This is a genomic window from Roseobacter litoralis Och 149, from assembly GCF_000154785.2.
GTDB classification, from domain to species: domain Bacteria; phylum Pseudomonadota; class Alphaproteobacteria; order Rhodobacterales; family Rhodobacteraceae; genus Roseobacter; species Roseobacter litoralis.
On record NC_015730.1, the window covers coordinates 3791159 to 3814725 of the forward strand.

Annotated in this window: 30 protein-coding genes; 17 read left to right on the forward strand and 13 right to left on the reverse strand. The window is 58.3% G+C overall.

The window, feature by feature from the left end; genetic code table 11:
- Positions 1-5 precede the first annotated feature (5 nt).
- From RLO149_RS18125 to RLO149_RS18145, 5 genes are all read left to right on the forward strand, one after another.
- Positions 6-821 carry a metal ABC transporter ATP-binding protein gene (locus RLO149_RS18125; RefSeq protein WP_013963538.1) on the forward strand — a complete coding sequence of 272 codons (816 nt, stop codon included), beginning with the start codon at positions 6-8 and terminating at the stop codon, positions 819-821.
- Positions 818-2035, forward strand: coding sequence for a metal ABC transporter permease (locus RLO149_RS18130; RefSeq protein ID WP_013963539.1), 1218 nt, complete (start codon positions 818-820; stop codon positions 2033-2035). The genes RLO149_RS18125 and RLO149_RS18130 overlap by 4 nt, the downstream gene beginning before the upstream one ends.
- Positions 2035-2970 (forward strand): metal ABC transporter permease, encoded by a 936-nt coding sequence (locus RLO149_RS18135; RefSeq protein ID WP_013963540.1) that lies wholly within the window; start codon positions 2035-2037, stop codon positions 2968-2970. Before RLO149_RS18130 ends, RLO149_RS18135 begins: the two co-directional genes overlap by 1 nt.
- A gap of 71 nt (positions 2971-3041) precedes the next feature.
- Positions 3042-3278, forward strand: a complete 237-nt coding sequence (locus RLO149_RS18140) for a hypothetical protein (protein ID WP_148264399.1) — start codon at positions 3042-3044, stop codon at positions 3276-3278.
- 77 nt (positions 3279-3355) lie between these two features.
- The gene (locus RLO149_RS18145) at positions 3356-4369 is read left to right on the forward strand and encodes a Fe(3+) ABC transporter substrate-binding protein (protein WP_013963542.1); all 1014 of its coding nucleotides are present in this window, start codon (positions 3356-3358) and stop codon (positions 4367-4369) included.
- Between the two features lie 54 nt (positions 4370-4423).
- Here RLO149_RS18145 and RLO149_RS18150 read toward each other — a convergent pair whose 3' ends face one another.
- Positions 4424-6052, reverse strand: a complete 1629-nt coding sequence (locus RLO149_RS18150) for an ABC transporter permease (protein ID WP_013963543.1) — start codon at positions 6050-6052, stop codon at positions 4424-4426.
- 186 nt (positions 6053-6238) lie between these two features.
- Between RLO149_RS18150 and RLO149_RS23855 the strand changes: the two genes are divergently transcribed.
- The 5 genes from RLO149_RS23855 (at position 6239) to RLO149_RS18170 (ending at position 8648) form a co-directional block, all read left to right on the forward strand.
- Positions 6239-6391, forward strand: coding sequence for a hypothetical protein (locus RLO149_RS23855; RefSeq protein WP_158308170.1), 153 nt, complete (start codon positions 6239-6241; stop codon positions 6389-6391).
- Positions 6388-6561, forward strand: coding sequence for a hemin uptake protein HemP (gene hemP / locus RLO149_RS18155; RefSeq protein ID WP_013963544.1), 174 nt, complete (start codon positions 6388-6390; stop codon positions 6559-6561). The genes RLO149_RS23855 and hemP overlap by 4 nt, the downstream gene beginning before the upstream one ends.
- Positions 6561-7037 carry a hypothetical protein gene (locus tag RLO149_RS18160; protein ID WP_245538085.1) on the forward strand — a complete coding sequence of 159 codons (477 nt, stop codon included), beginning with the start codon at positions 6561-6563 and terminating at the stop codon, positions 7035-7037. Before hemP ends, RLO149_RS18160 begins: the two co-directional genes overlap by 1 nt.
- Before the next feature lie 28 nt (positions 7038-7065).
- Positions 7066-8325 (forward strand): imelysin family protein, encoded by a 1260-nt coding sequence (locus RLO149_RS18165; protein ID WP_013963546.1) that lies wholly within the window; start codon positions 7066-7068, stop codon positions 8323-8325.
- Positions 8326-8390: 65 nt separating this feature from the next.
- Complete coding sequence (locus RLO149_RS18170; RefSeq protein WP_044025426.1) at positions 8391-8648, forward strand: DUF1289 domain-containing protein; 258 nt, start codon at positions 8391-8393, stop codon at positions 8646-8648.
- Between the two features lie 63 nt (positions 8649-8711).
- Here RLO149_RS18170 and RLO149_RS18175 read toward each other — a convergent pair whose 3' ends face one another.
- Positions 8712-9182 carry a Dps family protein gene (locus RLO149_RS18175; protein WP_013963547.1) on the reverse strand — a complete coding sequence of 157 codons (471 nt, stop codon included), beginning with the start codon at positions 9180-9182 and terminating at the stop codon, positions 8712-8714.
- Positions 9183-9290: 108 nt separating this feature from the next.
- Positions 9291-9713, reverse strand: a complete 423-nt coding sequence (locus RLO149_RS18180; protein ID WP_013963548.1) for a hypothetical protein — start codon at positions 9711-9713, stop codon at positions 9291-9293.
- Between the two features lie 72 nt (positions 9714-9785).
- Here RLO149_RS18180 and RLO149_RS18185 point away from each other — a divergent pair, with 72 nt between their 5' ends.
- Genes RLO149_RS18185 through RLO149_RS18195 form a run of 3 tightly spaced genes read left to right on the forward strand, consistent with a single transcriptional unit; the run spans position 9786 to position 13357 of the window.
- The gene (locus tag RLO149_RS18185; protein ID WP_044025427.1) at positions 9786-11309 is read left to right on the forward strand and encodes a di-heme oxidoreductase family protein; all 1524 of its coding nucleotides are present in this window, start codon (positions 9786-9788) and stop codon (positions 11307-11309) included.
- 3 nt (positions 11310-11312) lie between these two features.
- Positions 11313-12281, forward strand: coding sequence for an imelysin family protein (locus tag RLO149_RS18190; protein ID WP_013963550.1), 969 nt, complete (start codon positions 11313-11315; stop codon positions 12279-12281).
- Between the two features lie 2 nt (positions 12282-12283).
- Positions 12284-13357 carry a DUF1513 domain-containing protein gene (locus RLO149_RS18195; protein WP_013963551.1) on the forward strand — a complete coding sequence of 358 codons (1074 nt, stop codon included), beginning with the start codon at positions 12284-12286 and terminating at the stop codon, positions 13355-13357.
- A 111-nt stretch (positions 13358-13468) separates the two neighbouring features.
- Here RLO149_RS18195 and RLO149_RS18200 read toward each other — a convergent pair whose 3' ends face one another.
- Genes RLO149_RS18200 through RLO149_RS18230 form a run of 7 tightly spaced genes read right to left on the reverse strand, consistent with a single transcriptional unit; the run spans position 13469 to position 18683 of the window.
- A complete protein-coding gene (locus RLO149_RS18200) occupies positions 13469-14068 on the reverse strand; it encodes an ABC transporter ATP-binding protein (RefSeq protein WP_013963552.1) in 600 nt (199 codons plus the stop codon).
- Positions 14065-14814 carry an ABC transporter permease gene (locus tag RLO149_RS18205; RefSeq protein WP_013963553.1) on the reverse strand — a complete coding sequence of 250 codons (750 nt, stop codon included), beginning with the start codon at positions 14812-14814 and terminating at the stop codon, positions 14065-14067. Before RLO149_RS18205 ends, RLO149_RS18200 begins: the two co-directional genes overlap by 4 nt.
- Positions 14815-14821: 7 nt before the next feature.
- A complete protein-coding gene (locus RLO149_RS18210) occupies positions 14822-15781 on the reverse strand; it encodes an ABC transporter substrate-binding protein (protein ID WP_013963554.1) in 960 nt (319 codons plus the stop codon).
- Between the two features lie 7 nt (positions 15782-15788).
- Positions 15789-16040, reverse strand: coding sequence for a PepSY domain-containing protein (locus RLO149_RS18215; RefSeq protein WP_013963555.1), 252 nt, complete (start codon positions 16038-16040; stop codon positions 15789-15791).
- A gap of 17 nt (positions 16041-16057) precedes the next feature.
- Positions 16058-16495, reverse strand: a complete 438-nt coding sequence (locus RLO149_RS18220) for a hypothetical protein (RefSeq protein WP_013963556.1) — start codon at positions 16493-16495, stop codon at positions 16058-16060.
- Between the two features lie 31 nt (positions 16496-16526).
- On the reverse strand, positions 16527-17498 hold the full coding sequence (locus RLO149_RS18225; protein WP_013963557.1) for a PQQ-dependent catabolism-associated beta-propeller protein: 972 nt from the start codon (positions 17496-17498) through the stop codon (positions 16527-16529).
- A gap of 12 nt (positions 17499-17510) precedes the next feature.
- Entirely contained in the window at positions 17511-18683 is a 1173-nt protein-coding gene (locus RLO149_RS18230) for an ABC transporter substrate-binding protein (RefSeq protein ID WP_013963558.1), read from the reverse strand.
- 162 nt (positions 18684-18845) lie between these two features.
- Between RLO149_RS18230 and RLO149_RS18235 the strand changes: the two genes are divergently transcribed.
- From RLO149_RS18235 to RLO149_RS18250, 4 genes are read left to right on the forward strand one after another with little or no spacing between them, the layout of a single operon-like run.
- Positions 18846-19328: a DUF3280 domain-containing protein gene (locus RLO149_RS18235; protein WP_013963559.1), complete on the forward strand. Its 483-nt coding sequence runs from the start codon at positions 18846-18848 to the stop codon at positions 19326-19328.
- Complete coding sequence (locus RLO149_RS18240) at positions 19328-19873, forward strand: SRPBCC family protein (RefSeq protein ID WP_013963560.1); 546 nt, start codon at positions 19328-19330, stop codon at positions 19871-19873. The genes RLO149_RS18235 and RLO149_RS18240 overlap by 1 nt, the downstream gene beginning before the upstream one ends.
- On the forward strand, positions 19857-20798 hold the full coding sequence (locus RLO149_RS18245; RefSeq protein ID WP_013963561.1) for a YncE family protein: 942 nt from the start codon (positions 19857-19859) through the stop codon (positions 20796-20798). The genes RLO149_RS18240 and RLO149_RS18245 overlap by 17 nt, the downstream gene beginning before the upstream one ends.
- Positions 20795-21607 carry a quinoprotein dehydrogenase-associated SoxYZ-like carrier gene (locus tag RLO149_RS18250; protein WP_013963562.1) on the forward strand — a complete coding sequence of 271 codons (813 nt, stop codon included), beginning with the start codon at positions 20795-20797 and terminating at the stop codon, positions 21605-21607. The genes RLO149_RS18245 and RLO149_RS18250 overlap by 4 nt, the downstream gene beginning before the upstream one ends.
- Before the next feature lies 1 nt (position 21608).
- Here the strand turns inward: RLO149_RS18250 and RLO149_RS18255 are convergent, their stop codons facing one another.
- Genes RLO149_RS18255 through RLO149_RS18265 form a run of 3 tightly spaced genes read right to left on the reverse strand, consistent with a single transcriptional unit; the run spans position 21609 to position 23498 of the window.
- Complete coding sequence (locus tag RLO149_RS18255) at positions 21609-22163, reverse strand: PQQ-dependent catabolism-associated CXXCW motif protein (RefSeq protein WP_044025428.1); 555 nt, start codon at positions 22161-22163, stop codon at positions 21609-21611.
- Positions 22160-23005 (reverse strand): substrate-binding domain-containing protein, encoded by an 846-nt coding sequence (locus RLO149_RS18260; RefSeq protein WP_013963564.1) that lies wholly within the window; start codon positions 23003-23005, stop codon positions 22160-22162. The genes RLO149_RS18255 and RLO149_RS18260 overlap by 4 nt, the downstream gene beginning before the upstream one ends.
- The gene (locus tag RLO149_RS18265; RefSeq protein ID WP_013963565.1) at positions 22989-23498 is read right to left on the reverse strand and encodes a c-type cytochrome, methanol metabolism-related; all 510 of its coding nucleotides are present in this window, start codon (positions 23496-23498) and stop codon (positions 22989-22991) included. Before RLO149_RS18265 ends, RLO149_RS18260 begins: the two co-directional genes overlap by 17 nt.
- Positions 23499-23567: the final 69 nt, after the last annotated feature.

A 23567-nucleotide genomic window follows, 5' to 3' on the forward strand; every position in this document is an offset into this window, starting at 1 on the left:
TGACGATGCGCACCCCGGCAACACTTGCAACACGAGACGGCCGGGCTGCGACCCCGGCCGCGCTTGCGCCCGAAATTCCCCTTGCCGTGCGAGGGTTGACCGTATCCTACGGCGAGAAACCCGCGGTCTTTTCGGTTGACGCCGATTTCCCCGCACAAGCCATGTCCGCCATCATCGGCCCAAACGGCGCGGGGAAATCCACGTTACTCAAGGCCGCTCTTGGCGTCATTCCCCGCCTGTCAGGCGAGGTGTCGATCTTTGGCACACCGATCGAAAAGGCCCGCCACAGGATCGCCTATGTGCCCCAACGCGCCAGTGTAGACTGGGACTTTCCCACCACGGTAATCGACGTTGTGCAGATGGGCCTTTATCGCAAGGTCGGACTCCTTGGCCGCTTATCTGGCAAAATGACCGCGCAAGCGCGCGACTGCCTTGACCGCGTTGGCATGGCCGATTTCGCGGATCGCCAGATCGGCCAACTGTCCGGCGGCCAGCAACAGCGTGTGTTTCTTGCGCGCGCGTTGGCGCAGGATGCCGATCTCTACTTGCTGGACGAGCCGTTTGCGGGCGTCGATGCCGCCACTGAACGCGCAATCATCGACGTGCTGAAGCTGCTCAAGGCCGAAGGCAAGGCGGTGGTCGCGGTGCATCATGATCTGTCTACCGTGGCGGATTACTTCGACCACGTGTTTCTGATCAACGTGCGCCGCATCGCCGAAGGGCCGGTTGCGACGACCTTCACCCCGGACAACCTCAGCGCCACCTATGGCGGGCGTCTGGGTGCTACGCATATGGCGGAACTGGCAGGGGTCGCGTCGTGACACCCCTCTTCGATGCCCTGCTGCTGAATGCAGGGTATAACGCCGCTCTGGTTACAGTTGGCGCCACTCTTCTGGGGTTCGCCGCCGGGGCATCGGGAACTTTCCTCTTCTTGCGCAAACGCGCATTGGTGTCGGATGCCACGGCCCATGCAACCCTGCCCGGCGTCGCGCTGGCCTTTATCGTCATGGTCGCCCTGGGCGGAGACGGGCGCAGCCTGATTGGCCTGCTGATCGGCTCTGCTATTACGGCCACCATCGGCCTTCTCGTGATCGAATGGATCGCCCGACGCACCCGACTGGCAGAGGATGCGGCCATCGGGGCGGTTCTGGGTGTATTCTTCGGGTTTGGCATCGTCTTGCTGACCGTTGTTCAATCCATGAGTGCCGGGCGTCAGGCCGGGCTGGAAGGGTTCCTGCTGGGATCCACCGCAGGCATGCTTTATCAGGACGCTGTGATCATCGCCTTGGGCGGATCGCTCGCGGTTTTCGCGACATGGCTTATGCGCCGCCCGATGACTCTGGTGGCCTTCGATGCTGAATACGCCGCCGCCATGGGATATGACGTGCGCCGGATCGACCTGTTGATGATGGGTCTTGTGATGGCCGTGACGGTGATCGGGCTGAAACTGGTCGGCCTGATCCTGATTGTGGCAATGCTGATCATCCCCCCTGTCACCGCGCGCTTCTGGACCGAACGCAGCGGCCGTGTCATCTGGATCGCAGGGGCCGTGGGCGGGGTGTCGGGCTATGTGGGCGCGGCATTGTCTGCGTCGGCGCCCGCGATGCCCACCGGCCCGCTGATCGTGCTGACGGCGGCCAGCGTCTTTATCTTTTCATTGATCTTTGCACCTGTGCGCGGGGTCGCTGCTGCCGTGATCCGCCATCGCAGGTTTCAACGCCGCGTGCATCGCCGTCAGGGTCTTTTATCCCTGTCCCGTCAGGAACCCATCCGCGAGCCTTACACCCTGCGCCTGCTGGCAAAGGATGGGCTGATCCGCGCGGATGGCGTACCGACGGACACAGGCCGCGCCCAGGCCGCCAAAGTAGCCCGCGATGAACGCCGCTGGGACGTGGCGCGCGAGGTGCATCAGGATGCGGGGCTGACCGGGCGCTACGACGGGCTGACCCCGATCGAAGAAATATTTACCCCCGACGAGATACAGGACTTTGACCGCAGGCTTGGTCCGCCGGTTTCCGTGGGAGGCCTTGAGTGATGGGTGCAGATTTTGTTCAGTTCTCGCTGACACCAATATTAATCGGCACGCTGGCTGCGATTGCATGCGCGCTACCGGGTAATTTCCTGATCCTGCGTCGTCAGGCCTTGATTGGCGATGCGATCAGCCATGTGGTGCTGCCGGGCATCGTGGTCGCGTTTCTAATTACTGGCACGCTCGGCACCATCCCGATGCTGCTGGGGGCCGCAGGAGCAGCGATTGTGTCGGTGATCCTGATCGAGGCGGTCAAGCGGCTTGGCAATATCGAGCCGGGTGCGGCGATGGGCGTCGTGTTCACCACGCTCTTTGCGGGCGGCGTGTTGCTGCTGGAACAATCCGACACATCCTCCGTGCATCTGGATGTGGAACACGCGTTGATGGGCAATCTGGAATCGCTGATCTGGTTCCGCGCCACGGGTTGGGAAAGCCTGCTGGACCCTGCCGCCCTCGCGAACCTGCCGCCAGAACTGCCGCGCATGGCTTTGGCCTGCGCGCTGGTGATCGTGCTGATGCTGGTGTTCTGGCGCTGGCTCAAGATTGCAACATTCGACGAGGGATTTGCACAAGCGCTTGGCATTCCTGCCACCGCCCTCGGGCTCGGCCTTGTCATCACTGCCGCCATTGCGGCGGTTGCGGCCTTTGATGCGGTCGGCTCGATCATCGTGATCGCTATGTTCATCTGCCCGCCTGCCGCTGCGCGTCTGATGACCAACCGGCTGGAGCATCAGGTCTGGTGGTCTGTGGCCTTTGCGACGCTCTCCGCTGTGCTGGGGTATGTGTTCGCAGGCTATGGCCCGCTGTGGTTCGGCAGCCAAAACGCGGTCAGTGCCGCGGGCATGATCGCGACCGTTTCGGGCGTCATTCTGGGGCTGGCCTGCCTTTACGGCCCGCACCGCTCCCGCGTTGGGGTCGGGCGCGAGGACGCCGCCACCTGATCACTCGCGCCGCAGGTCTGCAACCAGCGCCAACGCGCTGGATGGTTTTGTTCCTCGGCGCGGCAATGGTTATGACGAGACTGGCTGTCGAGACGTTGAAACGCGCAGGCCGCGTCAAACCCAACCCAAACCGCATCGACCTGCCCGCCAATTTCCACGTCTGGCGCGAGGCCACGGCAGAAAGACCATTGGAACGCGCGCGCACCGCGTTCGGTACATTCCGGGATCAGATCAACATCATGGCACCGCCTTGCTTGTTAAATACGCAAGGATCCGGCAAAAAGGCGTCGAGATTTATTCCTGACTAAATCTATCAGAATGGGTTGCGTTTCTGATGCGTTGCTGTAATTGAGTAAAACAGTAGGGATTAAACCGGGAGTTTCCAATGACCACCAAGACTTCACTTTTTGCCTTGGCGATCGCCATGACCGCGACGGGCGCGATCGCTGAAGGCGAGCTCAATCTGTATTCGTCACGTCACTATGACACCGACGAACGCCTCTATTCGGAGTTCACCGATGCAACGGGCATCACCATCAACCGCATTGAGGGCAAAGCCGACGAACTCATCGCCAGAATGGAGGCCGAGGGTTCGAATTCGCCGGTCGATGTGTTTCTCACGGTAGACACCGTGCGCATCACGCGCGCGAAAGATCTGGGCCTGCTGCAGTCCGTTGACAGCGACATCCTCGAAGCAAAGGTGCCTGCCTATCTGCAGGATGATGACAACCAGTGGTTTGCATTCTCGCAGCGCGCGCGCATCCTGTTTTACGACAAGAACGACGTAGAAAACCCGCCTGCAACCTATCAGGATCTGGCAAAGCCCGAATATGAGGGTCAGATCTGCATCCGGTCTTCGTCAAACGTATACACACAGAACATCGTCGCCGCCCTCGTGGCACACCTTGGTGAAGAGGCGACAGGCGAGTGGGCCAAAGCCGTTGTGGGCAACTTCGCGCGTGATCCACAAGGGGGCGATACCGACCAGTTGCGCGGTATCGTGTCGGGCGAATGCGACATTGCGATGTCCAACACCTATTACTTCTCGCGCGCGCTGCGCAAAGACGTCTCCGGCGTTTCAGATAGCGCGGATATGATCGGCTGGGTCTTTCCGAACCAGAACGATATTGGCGCGCACATGAATATTTCCGGTGGTGGTGTTGCTGTGAATGCACCCAACAAGGACAATGCGGTTACATTCCTCGAATATCTCGCATCCGAACAGGCGCAGCAGTATTTTTCGGCTGGTAACGATGAATACCCCGCCGTTCCCGGAGTTGGTCTTGCACCATCGGTTGCAGCCTTGGGTATATTCCGCGCCGATGCGATTGCCCTGTCTGACATTGCGGACAATATCGACGCCGCACAACGTATTCTGGCCGAAGCCGGCTGGGAATAAATCCAGCCCTTTCGAGCAGCAAGGCGCGCCCCTCGTGGCGCGCCTTTTCGTGTTTCAGGCCTTTGCCTTGCGCCACTCGCTGATCTGCGCACATAGGATGATGACCGGGATCAAACCGATGCCTGCGATCATCAGGCTGGGCACCGCCGCGCCCTCCAGACGCTCGTCTGAGGCAAGCCGAAATGCGTGTACGGCCAAGGTGTCATAATTGAACGGACGCAGGATCAACGTTGCGGGCAGTTCCTTTACGGTATCCACAAAGACGATGAGCATTGCGGTCAGGATACTCGGTCGCAGAACCGACAGGTGAATATCGCGCACCGTGCCCCAGGCAGAGCGGCCCAGAACCCGCGAGGCCGCATCCACATTCGGCGTAACGGTCGCAAGGCCGCTATCGTAGGCGCCAATCGCAGCTGCGAGAAAACGGATCATATAGGCCGCGATCATCAGCCAGATCGAGCCAGAGATCAAAAGACCGGTTGAGATGCCAAAAGACGACTCCATCCGCGCGTCGAGCCAATTGTCGAAATTCGCAAAAGGCACCAGAAGGCCAATCGCAATGACGCCCCCCGGCACGGCATATCCAAGCCGACCAATAAACAGAGAGGCCAGCGCACTGCGCCCCGGCGACACACGGTTGAACGTGCCCAGCAGGATCGCCGCGAAAACCGTCACGACGGCGGCGATACTTGCGAGCGTCAACGTGCTTTGGATAAAGCGCATGTATCGCGGGCTGAAAATGTCCTGCTCAGACCGCAACCCCATCAGGATCAGGGTAATCGTCGGCAAGATGACGCCCAGCAACACCGGCACCGCGCAGGCAAATTGTGCCGCAAAAGCGCGATAGCCCGTCAGGGTGAACCGCACGAAGGGTTCCTGTCGCCCCTTGGATGCATAGGCCGCAGCGCCACGGTTCATGTATTCCAGCATGGCAACAAGAAGCGCAAAGGCCAAAAGGCCAAGCGCCAACTGCGCGGCAGCCCCCCGATCCCCTAAGCCGAACCAACTGGTGTAGATACCGGTCGCGAAAGTCTGGACGCTGAAATGCGCCACGGTGCCAAAATCGGCAATCGTCTCCATCACCACCAGCAGGGTGCCCGCCGCGATGGCAGGCCGCGCCATAGGCAAGGACACCCGCAGAAACGCCCTGAGCGGGGAAGACCCAAGCGAACGGGCCGCATAGAACGGTGTTGCCGCCTGCATCCGGAACCCCGCCCGTGTCAGCAAATACACGTACGGGTACAGCACAAGCGTCAGCATCAGCGCGGCACCCCCCAATGATCTGATCTCGGGGAACCAATAGTCTCGCGGTCCCCACCCCATCAGACTGCGCAGCGTCGTTTGCACGATACCCGGATGATCAAGGATATCGGTATAGGCATAGGCCAGCACATAGGCGGGAAAGGCGAGCGGCACGACAAGCGCAATCTCAAAGAATCGCCTGCCCCGGAATTCGGACGTCACAACCAGCCATGCGGTTGTCGCCCCGATGACAATGCTGCCGATGGCCACAAGAACGACCAGCACAAGCGTCGTCCACGTGTAACGCCACAGAACTGTGTCCGCGAGTTGCCCGAGCGTGTCGAAAGAGCTGAATGCCGCGGCCGCGATAACCCCGACAATCGGCAAAAGGCAAATTGCCGCCACAAACAAGGCGATGCCCCTGATAATTTGCTTGTCCATTTTTCGAAGCCCGACCGCAGAATGTTTCGTTTCATGTCTGTGTAACGCGGAAGATTGCCAGTTTATAGGCCCGATTGTTTTTGTCGGGATTGACTATTCTGACTAAATCTATCAACAATAGTTTATTGAGTCTCAGCCACCCCGTTTCGGGCAGCCCGGACATCCTCACATCGCAGGAGAGACCTCATGGGCAAGAACCGCTTGGACCGACCAATGGAACCGAAAGAGCCTTTAGAAAAACCGTGCTGGAACGAAGTACTGGCCACCGTGCTTACAGATACTTTCCCGACCAATCAAAACATCGAATTCATTTTTGACCGGTTGGAGCGCGCATCATGAATGCCATGACCGATGTACCCAACCCGTCCGCAACCACCATCACACCGCAAATGGACACATATGATGCGCGCGAGCTGATCAAGAACGGCGTGCAGGCCTGTGTCGTGCTGGACGGTCAAACCTACTACATGCGCATCACGCGCGCCGGCAAATTGATTTTGACCAAATGATGCCGGAACTCAATGAACGCGGCGCAGCCACCGTTGCCGTCCTGAGCGACATGGACCCGTGGGAAGCCAACCTCGTTCTGAACCTGCGACTGTGGTGCGAAGGATCATCCGGACAGTCGCAGGTTTGGAACGAATACCGAAACGCTTTGCCCGGCGAACATGCGACCCATGAATGCCATGCGTTCGAGACCCTGGTGCGCACGATCGTCTCATCCGCACATCGCCCATTGGTGCGCCATCAGGTCGGGTGTTCCTGCGTCGGCGCGGATGAAGCGGTCTTTGTCAATCTGGTCCGAATGGCATCAGAGGGGCATCTGAACGATGCAGCGCTTGTGGCGACCCTGCTGATGGGGCCTGCACGGGCTGAACATGTGGCGCTGCTTGCCGGGCAGGTCGGCACGTGCGCCCGCAAGATCGGACGACGACCACCACACTCCAAACCACAGGCGGCGCAGAACGTCGTCCGCCTGCATTAATCTGACTGAACAAGGGATAAAGCCAACAATGAAACGGATACTGACGACAACGCTGGGCAGCGCACTTTTAGCAGCCACCCCTGCGCTCGCGGATAAAGCCGCGGTCCTCGACAATTACGCGGACATCGCGCTCGCGAAATACGAGGATAGCCTGACCACCGCGCAGGCCCTGCAATCGGCTGTCGATACGCTGATCGCCACGCCGTCAGCCGAAGCCCTGCAGGCCGCTAAAGAGGCATGGATCAAAGCGCGAGTCCCGTATCAGCAGAGCGAAGTCTATCGTTTCGGCAATGCCATCGTCGATGACTGGGAAGGCAAGGTAAATGCCTGGCCCCTCGACGAAGGTCTGATTGATTATGTCGATGCCTCCTATGGCGGTGCCACGGATGAAAACGAATATGCGGTGTTGAACGTGATTGCCAATCCGTCCTTCACGCTTTCGGGCGAAACACTGGACGCAACAGAGATCACACCGGCCCTATTGGAAGGCGCATTACATGAGGCCGACGCGGTCGAATCAAATGTGGCGACCGGCTATCATGCCATTGAATTTCTTTTGTGGGGTCAGGACCTGAATGGCCACGGCCCCGGTGCAGGCAACCGTCCATGGACCGACTATGCGGTTGGCGACGCCTGCACGGGCGGGAACTGCGACCGCCGCGGTGACTATCTGTCGGCAGCGACCGAGCTGCTGGTGTCCGATCTGGACTGGATGGTCGCGCAATGGCAGGACGGCGGGGCAGCCCGCACCCAACTCACCGCAGACGAAAACGCCGGGATTTCCACAATCCTAACGGGGATGGGCTCGCTTTCTTACGGCGAACAGGCCGGGGAGCGGATGAAACTGGGCCTCATGCTGAACGACCCCGAAGAAGAGCACGATTGCTTTGCGGACAACACCCACAACAGCCATTTCTACGATGCGATGGGCATTCGGAATGTTTATCTGGGCAGCTACACGCGCATTGATGGCACGGTCGTTTCCGGACCGTCCCTGTCGTCTCTGGTTGCCGCCGCAGACGCAGGTGTGGACGCAGAGCTGACGGCGAAACTCAACACGACAATGCTTGAGATGTCGGAAATGAAAACCGCTGCCGAGGCTGGCTTTGCCTATGACATGATGCTGGAACGCGGAAATGAGGCAGGCGAGGCCTTGATCATGGGTGCGGTGGATGCACTGGTAGATCAAACCCGGTCTATTGAACGCGCGGTGGTCGCTCTTGGTGTTGATCAGATCGAGTTTGAAGGGTCTGATAGCCTTGATGACCCAAACGCTGTTTTTCAGTAGGACAACTCTAAACCCAGCCATGACCGGGGGGCCGTTGCTGCCCGGTCACTTTCGCGAGGTATCTCATGAGTAAGACCCCAAGCCCCTGCATTGACGTCTGTAAATTCAAGCGCCAAGGTCACTGTATCGGATGTTCGATGACCAAAGCGCAGAAGTCACTGTTCAAGCAGCTCAAGCAAAACAAACACCGCGAGGCATTCGTTGAGATGCTTGTCGGCCAGCAATCGCTGTTGGGGAAATACAGGCACTGGAAGCCGAAATACTTGCGCAAGTGCCTCAAGAAAAAGGTCAAGCCGATCGCCGCAATAAGGGACGTGGCCTGACCTTTTTAAGTGCGATGATCGCCCGTCGGGGCGATACGCGTTGTTACCTGCGCGCCCGGCGCGTTACGCCAGATGCGCGCGCAGGAACCATGCGAATTTCTCATGCTCCTGACCACGAGCGATGCACAGATCTTCGGTCAGTGTGTCGCCATGTTCGGCAGCAATGGCCCCGGCACCAGCGAGCGTGGCGGCCAGTGTTTCCTGCGCCTCCTGCATCACCTTGATCATCTCTTTGTCAGAGGCTTTGCCTTCGAACTCTTTGACTTTCGAGCGTTTGATCATACCCGCCAATGTGCCTTCAGCATGGGCATCCAACGCCTTGATACGCTCTGCAAGATCATCCTGCGCGATGAAATGGTCTTCGTACATCTTCTGAAACAGATCATGCAGCGGGCCAAAGGCCATCCCTGTCACGTTCCAGTGAAAATTCTGAGCGAGCATCGTCGCCACGGCGGTCTCGGCTACGGATTGGTTCAGCGCTTCGGCTATGGCGGTACGTGCATCGGTGGCTAGCGCAACGGCGGTCTGGGTCATCCCTTGTTCCTTTTTTGATGAGTGATTTGCTGGCTGGCATTTTGCGTGGCTTGCTGCGCTATAATTTAGGCAAGCTCGACGCAAAGGCAAGGTCTTTTTAGAATAATTCTAAAAACGGGAAAACCGACCTGTGATCCAGTGAACCAGAAAGGTGATCAACCTGCGGTGCTCTCGCGCGACCCGTGACTGAACAAGGAAATTAACGCTGGCGCGATCCTGCCGCGCACTGGCAAGGCACAACTGCAACAGCCAGCTTTCGTCAAATGTCATTTCCGTGACACCGGGTGCATAAAGCCGCGCAGGCTTGCCGAGCGCTTCGTTCAGGCAACGCATCAACGCTTCGGCATGGGCCTGTTGCGTTTTGTCATGTTCCGTATGCAACAGCGCGCAAGCCTCAAACAAATCCGTATGCGGTTTTGCACGACAGTTCATCGCAACAAACCGCAGATAGTTCAAAAACCCCAACGCCTCGGCCTCCAGCTTTTGTTCAGGGGCAGCATTCGCCCACTTTTCAGAGTGTAAAGGCAACACTTCGCGGGAAACTCCTTGGATCGGGATGAGAATCTACTCGCATTTCATAATTCCTGAGTATAATGATAGGGAATGCAGTATTACACAAGCCTAACTCTGACTCTTTTACTTTGCTTTGCGTCATCTCAGGTTGATGCAGATCAAGTTCTGCATGATTCACACCTGCCGATCACACCGCGAACGACCGAGGAAACGGCCCGAATTGCCGAAATCACGCAACCCACGACTGATTTCACAGCCCCCGAACAATTCGAAACGAATCAAGCCGGTGCAGCCACCGTGCGCCCACGCGATACTTCGAATGCCTTCAGCCAGCCGTCCGGCAACATCAGTTTTGAAAAGGAACTTGATTTCAAGGTCGGCAACGGGTTGTTCAAAAAGCTCTGGGTGTCTTCGCCCTCCTCGACATTGGCCTCCGATGGGTTGGGACCGCTCTATAATGCCCGGTCGTGCCAGCGCTGCCACCTGAAAGACGGGCGCGGCCACCCGCCCGAGGGCCCGGCAGACAACGCCGTGTCCATGCTGCTGCGCGTCTCGATCTCCGGCGGAACACCGCCAGAGGCGATTTCGGACTATCTGGCGACACAGCCTGACCCGAACTATGGCGAGCAGATTCAGGATTTTTCCGTCGCCGGGCACGCCAGTGAAGGCCAGATCAGCATCACCTATACCGAGACCGAGATTGCCCTTTCCGATGGGGAAACCGCGCGCCTGCGTGCGCCATCATACACCATCACGGAACCGGGCTATGGCCCGTTGCATCCGGATATCATGGTGTCCCCTCGCATAGCGCCGCAGATGATCGGGTTGGGGCTGCTGGATGCGATACCAGCGGCCGATATTCTCGCCCTTGCCGACCCGGACGACGCAGATGGTGATGGCATTTCTGGCCGCGCACAAATCGTCATGTCGCGCGCGCATGGCGTGCCGATGCTGGGGCGGTTCGGGCTCAAGGCGGGTCAGCCCTCTGTGCGCGAGCAATCTGCGGCGGCGTTCCTCGGTGATATCGGTATCTCCTCAACGCTCTTTCCGGACGGGCACGGCGAATGCACGAATGCGCAGGACGCTTGCCGCGCGGCCCCAAATGGCAACACGTCAGCGCATGACAATGCAGAAATCAGCGACGAAGGCTTGGCGCTTGTTACCTTCTACGCCTCGAACCTTGGCGTTCCCGCACGCCGAAACGTGGACGACCCCGATGTTCTGCGCGGCAAACAGGTATTCTATGACACGGGCTGCACCGCCTGCCACACGCCTAAATTCGTCACGCATCGCATCGAAAGCCAGCCCGAACAGAGTTTTCAGCTGATCTGGCCCTATACGGATATGTTACTGCATGACATGGGTCCCGATCTTGCGGACAATCGCCCCGAAGCACGCGCAACCGGGCGTGAATGGCGCACCCCGCCGCTTTGGGGGATTGGCCTGACCGAAACAGTTTCCGGCCACACCTATTTCCTGCATGACGGTCGCGCGCGGTCAATGCTGGAGGCCGTGCTCTGGCATGGTGGTGAAGCCGAAACGCATAAGCAGCAGGTCATCGATATGCCGTCAGCCGACCGCGCCGCCCTGATTAAATTTCTTGAAAGTCTGTAACTCATGCGTCTGGCCCTCATTTTTACCCTTATTGCCGCGCCTGCTGTTGCCGACGTCAGCAGCGCAATTTCTGATCACATCCTGCCCGGTCACGCCCGGCTTGTCGAAGCGACAGAGGATCTGTCGACCATGGCACTGGCAGATTGCACAGCGGATGCGGTGCGGCCCGCGTTTGCGACGGCCTATGATGCTTGGGTGTCCATCGCCCATATCCAGTTTGGCCCCATAGAGGATCAAAACACGGCGCTCGCCATGGCGTTCTGGCCGGACCCGAAAGACCGCACTGGCAAAGCGCTGACCCGGTTGTTCGCGGCGCAGGATGTCATCGTTGATGATGCCGCGCACTTCAACGACGTCTCAGTTGCCGCACAGGGGTTCACAGCACTTGAACGCCTGCTTTTTGAACCACAGGATGATCCGGCCTATGCCTGCCGCCTGACGCGGGCAATCGCTACGGGCCTTGCGCAGAAATCCGAGAACCTTAATCAGGCATGGCCCGCCTATGCCAAGCTGATGGTATCTGCCGGGGCCGAGGGAAACACCCGCTTTCAATCCCCGCAAGAAGCACAGCGCGCACTATATACTGCGCTTTCAACCGGGCTGGAGTTCTTGCATGATCAACGACTTGGGCGGCCTTTGGGCACTTTTGACCGGCCCCGCCCCCTGCGCGCCGAAGCGCGTCGTTCTGAACGCTCCGTGCGCCACATCATCCTGTCGCTGACCGCGCTCGAAGACCTCGCCGTGCATGTGGGTGCGGCGGACCTTGCGCAAACCCGCACCGCATTTGCACAGGCGCGCAGCCGCGCCAATGCGCTTGATGACCCAGCCCTTGCAGGCGTGGCAGATCCCGCATCCCGGTTCCGTATTGAAGCCCTTCAACAATCCATACGCACTCTTCAGGTCGCCGTGATTGAAGAAATCGGAACGCCCTTGGGTATCTCGGCCGGGTTCAACGCGCTGGACGGGGATTGAACATGACATCACGCCGTCAATTCATGGCCGGTATGGCGCTTGCCTCCGTCGCGCCGTCACTGACATGGGCAGCGGTGGGCAATCCCGTTGCGATAACCGCCGCCATGGCCACCGACGGCACTTTCCTGATCGTCGGTTTGACCGCTGCGGGCGAAATTGCATTCAGACAACCGCTGCCCGCGCGCGGGCATGCTGCCGCCGCACATCCGCATCTGGCAGAGGCTGTCGCAATCGCCCGCAGGCCAGGCACCTTTGCCAAGGTAGTCGATTGCGCAACCGGCGACATGCGCCAGACGATTACCGCGCCCGCAAACCACCATTTCTACGGTCACGCTGCATTCTCTCCCGACGGTGAGATGCTGTTTACCACCGAACAAGACATCGTTTCTGGTCAAGGGCGCATTGGCGTCTGGGCGCGTGCCGGGAGATACAAACGTGTCGACGAATTCGCATCGGGCGGGATTGGGCCGCATGAAATTCTGACACTCCCATCAGGCAACCTTGCCGTTGCCAATGGTGGCATCCGCACACACCCGGACACAGGTCGCGAAAAACTGAACCTCGACACGATGCAGCCCAATCTGAGCATATTTTCACCATCAGGTGGGTTGATCGACGTCGCGACAGTGCCCGCAGCCATCCATCAAAACTCACTGCGCCACATCGCAGCTACGGCGGATGGAACAATAGTTTGCGGGTTTCAATGGCAAGGTGATCCATTTGCAGCACCCCCTCTTGTCGCCTTTTACAAAGGGTCGGGAGAGCTTGTGCCTGCGCAGTTCAGCGATGGCGCCACCCATGGGCTCGATGGTTACATCGGCAGCGTCTGCACCCTTGGTCAGGGTGGTTTTGCCGCTTCGGCACCCCGCGGCGGATGCGTTCTGACCTTCGATGAAACAGGCGCGCAGATGGCCACACACCGCGCGACAGATGTCTGTGGGGTGACCAGCTTTCCGCAAGGCGGCAGCCTTGCCACCGACGGGTTTGGGAATGTGTTCGACCTCGAAATGAACGAACTTAGGGTAAAAAACACCCACGGACTGGCCTTTGACAACCACCTTGTTTCGCTCTCCTAAAGCTTTTCGAGTTCAACTTGAGGCATTGAATATCACTTTTCGCGTTCGACCGCAGGAAGAGACAGCGACCAAGTGATCCAAGATCAACTCGAAACGCTTTAGCAAGGGGCGTTATTGCAAAAGCCGCGCGCCGCTTGGTGACGCCTCCAGCGTCAGAACGCGATCCGCCAGACGCTCTGCCTCGCGGGCGTCATGGGTGACAAAAACAGTGGCAGGTTTATGCGTGGCAATCAGTGTTTCGGTCAGGCGCAACATGCTCTCGGCAGTTTTCTGATCAAGCGAGACAAAAGGTTCATCCATGATCAACACATCCGGCGCGCCCGCGAAGGCACGGGCCAGCGATAATCTGCGCTGTTGGCCCAGCGACAATTGCCCGGGGAACAGCGTGTCTTTGCCCTCAAGGCCGACCCGTTCGAGGCTGGCACGGGCATCTTCAACGCTGAGGTCTGGATGCAGGATCAAGAGGTTATCCAGGACCGAACGCCACAGCAGCAAAGTCGGTTCCTGAAATACAATGGCCTGCGACACAGAGCTTTTGATCGTCCCATCGAATTTCTGATCAATCCCCGCCAAAATACGCAGCAAGGTCGATTTGCCGATTCCGGAGGGGCCCACCAGCGCCAGCGTTTCACCACGAGCAACATCAAAGTCGATCTGACCCAGAACGGGTTTGTCCCCATAGACTTTGGATTTGATGCTGACGCTGATCATGCGCTGCGCCACCGCGCCACATGACGCTCGAACGGTTGCAGGATAATCCACTCCACCAGCAGCATCACGGTGATAAAGGAGAACGCATAGACCAGCACCATGGCAACATCGAAGAGTTGGAAATACAGATGGATCTGGAACCCGACGCCCGACGATCGACCGAGGAATTCGACGACCAGAACGATCTTCCAGATCACCGCAAGACCGGAGCGCGAGGCGGCAGCGACAAAAGGGGCAAGCTGCGGAAAGACGACGTGGCGCATGCGGGTCCACCACGACATCCGATAGACTTTGCTGAGTGCATCAAGATCCGGGTCGAGCGCGCGTGCACCTTCCCGGATGACAACGGCCACATTGGGCACTTTGTTCAACGTGACAGCCGTGATGGCCGCCGCCTCTGTCAGGCCGATCCACAGATAGCACAGCACAATCAGAACAAGCGCGGGCAGGTTCAGGAAAACGACAAGCCACGGATCAAGCCAGCGGTTCACAGCGACCGACCGCCCCATGATCAGACCGAGGATCGTACCAAGCGACATCGCCAGCGCAAAAGCCCAGATAACCCGCACGATCGTCGCGCCCAGATGCGTCCACAACTCGCCCGAGGCCAATTCCTGACGCAGAGGCGGCAGCAATTGCCAAGGCGTTGGCAGGATTTGCGCATCCTGTGTCAGCATCGCGGCGACCACCCACATGCCCAGTAACCCGGCCAGTGACAGAAAAGGAGTGAGCCGCGCGCTGTGCATCACCGCGCTATTTGACGTCTGCGAACAGGCCGGGTGGCATCGCTGTCATCGGGCCGACAAGCTCCGGACCGCCTAGGTCTTTCATCAGCGCCAGCATCTTTTCGGCGGCCTGCCCGTTGACCGGACCGCGTTCCGGAATGCCCGCGATCCAATCGGCCTTGAGTTGTTCGAATTCGGCATCCGTGCTTGCGTTCATCCGGGGGCGCACAGCCCCCCATGCCGCATCAGACGTGGCCAGCATATCCTTGGCCGCGCGCGTCGCTTCAAAGAAAGATTGCGCAATATCGGGGTTCTCGGCGAGGAAACTTTCCTTGACATAATAGCCCAACAGGGGCGTATCGGTATCCAACCCCAAAGCGGCCCCCGCCTTCTGAACCGAGATCAGCTCTCTCATGCCCGCCGATTTGCCCTTGGCCAGAAAGTGCCAGAAATTGATCGCCCCGGCATAGTCATCATTGAGCGCAGATTTAAAAATCAGGGGCGGCGCGCCGAAAACCTGTTCCGTCTCAGCCTTCAGATCAAAGCCATATTGCTGTTGCGCATAGGCCTGCAGGATCAGCCATGATTTGTCCAATGGCCCCCCGGCAATGCCGATCTTGCCGCCTTGCAGGTCCTGCAGCGTTTCAGCCGTACTTGTGTCAGGCACAATCAGGCCGCCCACGGCCCTGGAGTAGGGGATAAAGATATAATCCTTGCCCGCGGCCCGTTGCCGTGCGACCCAAATCCAATCGGCGACAGCCATATCCGCCTCGCCGCCTTCAACCGCAATGCGCGTGGCACCGTTGTCCGCAAAGGGCTGAACCTCCAGCACAAACCCGTTTATGCGGTCAAGCTGGTTGTCGCTGATTGTCGCCAACTCCCAATTGACCGTCCCGATTTTCAATACTGCGGCGCGCAGGGTGGGCAGGTCCTCGGCCAGTACCTGCCCGGTAAAACCGAAAAGGGCGCAGACAAGCGCCCCAATCAAGCGGAACCTATTCCGCACGGCGACCGGTTTCGTTGAGGTCCTTGTCCAACGTAATGTCGAACTGATCGCCCCCCTTGCAGATCACATCGTCAAGCTCGTAGCCATCGTCTTCGACTTCGATGTCAGCCGGGTCCATCTGGCATTCCATGGCTGCCAGCATCGCTTCGATTTTCTCGACGGTTGCGGCATCCAGCCCCTCACTGGCAAATGCCGGTGCGCTGATCAGGACTGCGGCGGTCAATGCAAAAAGCTTTTTCATGTCAGGTCTCCTCAGGGTTATTGAATAGAAAATGTCACGGATTGCGCATCACCGGTCGAGCCGGGGATACGCACGACATGACGGCCGGGTTTGATGGCGATAAAGGACAGTTCCACAACGCCCGCCTTGTCAAACTCGATACTGTCGATGGCCATGGGCCGGATTTCGATACTGTTGATGACGATCTCGTTCATCCAGATGGAGCGAAAGAACGACGCCCCCTCGATGGCCAGTTCGGCAGAGCCATCCGCCGTGATCTGCAGTTTGTAGTAAGCGCCTGATTCCAGCGTGACATCCTCACCGAGCGGCTGGCCGGAGGCTAGTGTCAGCTCGATCGTTTCGCCCCGGTTACAGGCGGCAAGCAGCCCCGCAAAGCCCAGATCATCGCAGAGTGGTGCAGCGACAACCGGGCTGCTCATCATTGCCACGGCTGCGGCACACAGTAGTTTTTTCATCGTTTCTCTCCCTCGAAATTTCTGTTGACCATCACTCAATGGTCACGACGCCCCATGGCTGTTGGCCCACCTGAATGGATTTTATCGCTTTTTCGCTGGCCACATCGATCACCGTGACATCGTTGGAATTGCCATTGGTGCTGATGAGGTACTTCTCATCTGGTGTGAAAGACAGCTGCCAGACCCGCTGCCCGACGAGGATGTAATCAAGCACCTCAAGGCTTTGCGCATCGACAACCGCCACACGGTTCGCAGGACCCAAGGCCACGAAGAGGCGCTTGCCATCCGATGTCACCTTTGCCCCAACGGGCTGCAGCCATTCCGGCTGAACCCCCGCGACCTCGAAAGTGATCTTGCCGATGACCGTGGGTGCCCCATCCTCTGCGATATCCATCGCCGTCACCGTGCCCCCGATCTCAGAGGTCACGAACAGACGCGTGCCATCTGCGGTATAGGTCGCATAACGCGGGCGCTGATCGACCAGCACGTTGTGCTTGATCTTGTAGTCTTCGGTCGAAATGAAATGCGCCATATTGGTCGTCTCGGAGGTATTGACCACGAATTTTGCATCCGGGCTCATACCCATGCCTTCAGGTTCCACCCCGACGGGGACTTCGGCCAAAACAGTGCGCGTTCTCGTATCCGTCACGGTCACCAGATTGTCGTCCTCATTGGCGATGAAAAGCCGCTCGCCATTGGGTTCAAGGATGAACAATTCCGGGTCGGGTCCGGACGGCAAGCTGGGCAGTTCCTCGTACGTGGTTGAATCGAAGACCCGCACCAGATTGTCATCAGAGGCACAGACATAGATGATCTTGCCATCCGGGCTTGCCGTGATGCCGCGGGGTCGGTTGCCTGCAAAAAACTCGGTCTCGACCTCCCAGGTTTCTGTATTGAGGACAGTGATCGTATTACCACGCTCGTTTGAGATAAACGCTTTGCCCGCGAGGGCCGGGGCTGCGATCAGGGCCAGAAAGGCCGTGGATAGGACCAGAGATTTCATGGGTGTCTCCTATTAATCAAAAGCGGTGCATTGAGATTCAGGGCGATCAAGGCCCATTGTGTCGAGCGGCGAGCTTTGGTGCAAAAACCCTTCTTGCGGGCTGACGCTGACCGTTATGGTTCCATCATAAAGCAAAATAGGCTGGCGCAGCTGTCCGTTCCAGTCGCGAAACGTGACCCGCTGGCCCTTGAAAGCCGCAAGTTCGAATTCGTCGGACTTGGCATAGTCGCGCACGCCATCGGGTTCGGCCGTATTGGCACGGGTCACCGCCTCGCCGATCACGCGCAATGCCAGCCAGACATTATAGTCTTCGGGTTTGACATAGCGCCCGGTCAGTTCCTCAAAGCGGGTTTGAAACTGTGTTGCGCCATAGGCTTCATGCGCGCCGTGGAATGTTGTCGGCACAAGCCCGCCTGACCCCATGACCGGGCGCGGCGTCCAGAGATGATAGTTCAGGAAACGCGCGAAATAATCAGACATGTCAGCCGCAATCACCACATCGTGATCTTCCGCATCCTGTGTGAAAGCGGGCAATTGACGTTGCACCATAACGTGGCCTGAGTCCGTGCGGCGCGACCCGCCTGTATCCTCAAAGGTGCGATCCTCAACGATTTTGGCGCCAAACTTGCGCGCTGAGGTGCGGAATGCATCGGCAAACTGCACATCCGACGGGTTGGACCCGGCGATGAGGAACCAATCTGTCCAGCGTTTCCAGACGGCGAACTGCGCCACCGCATCCGCCATCATCGCGTAAGACGGTGCCGTGTGCAGCAGATTGCCCCGACATTCGGTATCGCGCAGCACTGTGTCAGCAGCACGGGCGTTAAAGACCAACGCCCCCGCCTCGGCGCCCTTGTCTGTCAGACGCAACAAATCGTCCTTGCGCGCCTGCACCACGATGAGCCTGATGCCCTCCGCCAGTATTCTTTCAAGGGCGGCATCGGCCTCCTCCGGAGTGGCAGCAACCTGTGTCGTTTCATAGGTATGACCCAGAAATCCGCCGGTTGTGCCATTGTCCTCATCCGCCAGCGCAGCCCCGGCAAACCCCAGATCATCAGGTCGCAGATCATAGCGGCTGATGGGCAGCAGCGTCGGGTAATCAATGCGCAGAACGGCTGCTTTGACATCAATCGCCTGCGCCGTGCTGACCGACATGAAAAACGCAAGAGCCGCCAAAAGCGACATGTGCAATCGTGGCACCAGAACCTCCCTTGCCCGCTTGTTATCCGGGCCTCCCTTTGTTCCCGGCCTATCGCACGGCGTGAACCGATACTTTTGGCCGGGTTGTGATGAAGAGCCTAGCAGTCGCACCATAAAGCACGACTCTTATTTTTTAAGAATGTGCCTATGCGACTGATAATTCTTGCTCTTCTGGCGGCCACCGGTGCTCAGGCACAGGAAAAAGTGGCGTTCTTTGGGCTGACCCTGCTGGATACATCGTTGCAGATGAACACGTCCGACACCAACCCTGACGAACTGGCGCGGATCGCCACGCTTGAGGCCATGGTGGCCGACCGATTTACCCAAGAAGGCTACGTGCTCGTCGATATAGAACCCGCACGCGATCAGATCGACCGGGTCGCCAATGTGGCCAAATGCTATGGATGCGACACCCGCATCGCGACGGACCTTGGCGCGGATTATGCGCTGGTCGGGGAGGTTCAGAAAGTCTCGGACCTCATCCTGGCCATGAACCTGCAACTGCGTGATGCCGACACCGGTGAGATGGTCAAAGGCGGTGTGGTCGATATCAGAGGTAACACCGATGACAGCTGGCAGCGTGGCATGCGGTATATCCTGAAGAACCGATTTTTTGTAGCGGAGGAATGATGAAAAAACGAAGTTTTATGGCGATGGCTCTGGCGGCTACGCTGGTGCCGGGAGTGGCGCTTGCGCACGGTCCAACCCGTCAGAAGATCACATTGACCACTGAGGTGGCCGCCGAACCGGCAGAGGTCTGGGCACGGATTGGTGATTTTCAGGACATGTCGTGGCATCCGGCAGTGCACAGCAGCACAGGCGAGAATGGCAACGAGATAGACGCCACCCGCGTATTGTCGTTGGGGGCCGCTGACGGGCCCACGATTTCTGAAATCCTGTACAAATACAGCGCTGAGAAAATGAGTTACTCGTACCGCATCACCGATGTTCTGGTCGAGGTGTTGCCCGTCACCAATTATTCGTCCCACCTGACAGTTAAAGCCCGCGACGGGGGCGGATCGTTGATTGAATGGCGCGGCGCATTTTACCGAGGCTATCCCAACAATGACCCGCCCGAGGACCTGAACGATGAGGCGGCCATTGCCGCTGTCTCAGCCGTCTATCAGGCTGGTTTGGACGCATTGACGACGGCCTTCGGTGCGCCTGACTCGTGAGCTGACCCTCGTTTTGATGCTTGTCACGACCCCGGTTGCGGCAAGTGATCTTGCCTATGTCACGTGCCAGAACGGGGACGCGCTGAGCGTTCTCGACCTGTCGAAAGGCGTGCAGCAACACCTCTGGACCGTGCCAGGTAAACCAGCCGGAGTGGCGGTGGGCACGAACTCCGCCTTTACGGTTGCCGCGGACAGCAAAACGGTCAGGCGACATGATCCGCTGACGGGCAAAGTCCTTGCGCAAGTTGTTCTGGATGGCGGTCCGATCGGTGTTGCCCATGACCCCCGGCGTAATCGGCTGTTCGTATCCGATTGGTATAACGCCCGCATCTGGGTGCTCGACGCTATGAATCTGTCGGAACAGGCACAGTTGACGGTCGGCACGGCCCCCGCAGGGTTGGCCCTGTCAGATAACGGGCATTGGCTGGCCTCGGCGGACAGGGATGCGGATCAGGTTTCTGTCTTTGATGCTGAAACGCTTGATCTTTTGCACCGCGTGGATGTGGGCACCCGCCCCTTTGGCCTGCGCTTTGCACCGGACGGGCGGCTATTTGTAGGCAATGTGGGCAGCGACGACCTCAGCGTAATTGATGCTGCAAACGGCGAGATTATTGAAACGGTCGCGGTCGGTTCGCGCCCTTACGGCGTGGCTTTTGCCGAGGGGCGGGCGTTCGTGACCAATCAATACGCCGACACGCTCAGCGTCATCGACCTTGGCACGCTTAGTAATATCGCGACGCTCAATACAGGCGAATATCCCGAAGGGATCGACACCACCCCAGATGGTCGGCACGTCGTTGTTGCCAACTGGTTTGAAAATACAGTGACAGTATTCGACGCGGATGCACTTTCCGTGGTACAACACATCGAAACCTGTGACGGCCCCCGTGCATTCGGGACATTTATTCTGGGAGGAACTGAATGAAACGTATTGGATTGACAGCAGCGCTGATGTGCTGTGTGGCGCTCCCTGCGCTGGCAAGTAACGAAGCATGGGAAGCCGTAAAGGCCCAGCTTTATGGCGAACGCTTCATGCTTGATGGCGACGGCATCATCGCAATCGACGCCCCTTACAGAACTCCGGATGATGCCCGCACGGACCTTGCCGCGCAGATCAAGGCACCAGATGGTGCACAACTGGCAAAGGTGACGGTCGTTCTGGACGAAAACCCGATGCCCGTCTCTGCCATTTTTGACTTAGAAACCCCACAATCCGGCTTTTACTTTGACATCACGATGCGCGTAAACGGTCCAACTCCGATGCATGTGATCGCAGAGACGACGGACGGTCGGCTGTTCGTTTCAGAGACTTTTGTAAAAACCTCAGGCACTGGCGCTTGTGCAGCGCCGCCGGGTACCGATCCCGAACTCGCGCTGGCTTCTCTTGGTGAGATGAACATCGAAATAGCAGGCACATTGCCGGGTGTCGGTGGGGGCAAGCTAGAAAACCTCTCTGCGCGTCTTGGTCGGATGGACGTGGACATTTCGCATCCCTCACATTCCGGCATGCAGAGGGATCAGATCTCGCTGTTGTTCATCCCGATGCGTTACGTGGAAAATGTCGAAATTGACCTTGATGGCGCAGGCTACGTCGATCTGACTGGGTCGATCTCACTGTCAGAAAACCCACGCCTCGGTCTGGCTGTCCCGCAAAGCACGCGGTCCGTTGATGTCACGATGACAGATACGAATGGAACCGTGGCGCATCTGCGCAAGGACTTGCCGGGCTTCTGAATTACTGCGTTTGGGGCTGGCCGTCGCGGGGCTTGACCCGCTCCAGCGGATAGTCCCACAGGCCCCAGCCGTCAGTGCCCTCAGGGAACCAGTACACGGATGTGTACCCCCACTCCAACGCACGGCGCGCGGCGTTCCAGCTCATCCAGCAGTCTTCCAGACAAAACAGAACGATGGGATGATCTGCATTGCCTTGCGTGGCCGCGTCGAGTGCGTCGCGAAAATAGGCTTCGGTCACATCGGCAATCGCGCCATAGCCCACATTGGGCACCCAGATCGCACCGGGGATCGAGATGCGCGGTTTGTCCCGCCAGATCGTGCCAGCAGGCAGGTTCGCCGGTTTGGGCGGTTGCGGCATCACGTCAATGAAGGCCGCCTGCCCCGATACCCATAACGCATGCGCCTCTTCGGGTCCGACAATAGTACCGCCTTGCAGGGTTGCAGGTACGGGACTGCGATAGTGATCCATGCGGTAGTCTGTCGGTTCGGGCACAGTTTGCGCCCCTGCTTGCTGCGACACAAAAAGAAATGTCGCTGCAAGCAAAGCTTTGATCAATTTGAAATCTCCATGACCTCAGTGCCAAGATCAGTCACCAGCGGCACACCGGCATCCGCCAGCAAACTGTTGATTTCATCCTGATTGCGGCGGATCAAGGAATTCAGGTTGCGCTGCCACACCTTTTCGCCCAAACGCACGCCCATCGTGATCCGAAAAAACAGGCGCGGCGGCGTTTGCTCGCTGACAAGGGGGATCACCTTAAAATCGGGGTAACTGGATTTTACCAAGGGGCCACCCAGCGGTCCCCACAGAATAGCGCCATCGATCTCACCTGCGCCGAGATCATCCAGCATGTCCACTGCCGGGCTCTCATGGCGGCGGTCCACCACCAGATTGTAAGCTTTGGCTTTCGCGATCAGACCATTGCGCGCAAGATGCGCCGACGGTGGCGTGCCCGCGATGATACCCAGTTTGCGGCCCTTCAGGACAGGGTCAGCAAGCGTTTTCACATCTGCAATCTCAGCATCCTTAGGGACGATCAGTGTGTAGACAGAGGTGAAATAGTGGTTTGTATTCAACACCAACTCATGGCCCTGCGCATATCCGATGATCAGATCACACTGTTTAGCGTTCAGAGTATTGCGCACAAAGCCCGTGGCCATTGGATACCAGGTGTATTGCACTGGCAGTTCGAGCTTGGCGCCGACAAACTCGGCCAGCTTGTTTTCAAACCCATCTTCGTCGCGCGACGACATGGGGTAATTTGCGGGGTCCGCGCAAACGCGTAAGGCGCTGCTAGAGACCAGATCAGACGTTTGTGCGCCTACAGACCCCGCAAGGCAGAACCCAAGGAGAAGGGTCACAACCAGGCGCTGGTATTTATCAGCCCATGCAGGCATTTTCGTCCTCGCGGATCATATCGGATTTAGCTTCCTTCTTGGCCGGACGTCCGCGCGGCACTGAATCTGTTCCACGCGCCTTCAGATAGACATATATGTCATCAAGGTAACACATGACATTCCGGTTTTCCCCAAAATGGGGCATGACGGAGTTTCCATTCTTACGGCCATTCACGACCACGTCGAAGAATCCTTCATAGCCAAGGTCAACGGCGGCATTTTTAACGGCGGGTGCATAGGTCGACCCTTCGCCATCCGGACCATGACAAACGTGGCATTCCGCGTGATAGCGACGAAAACCGGAAAAGGTCAGCCAGTCCACTGTACCATCTTCGGCTATGTTGAAAGTCGGGATATCATCGGCGTTGAAGTATCGGCCGTCTTCACTGTAGGCCGCTTCATAGACTGCCGGATCCACTGGCTCCTCCGCCATGGCGGTCATTGGCAGACCTGCGGCAAGGCAAAGTGCAATAATGCAGTGTGTGGTTTTCATAAGATTTACCCGTGATCACTGGGCCAGCACATCGCTGTCACCCGTTGGTTTGATGAAGTGGCGCGACCT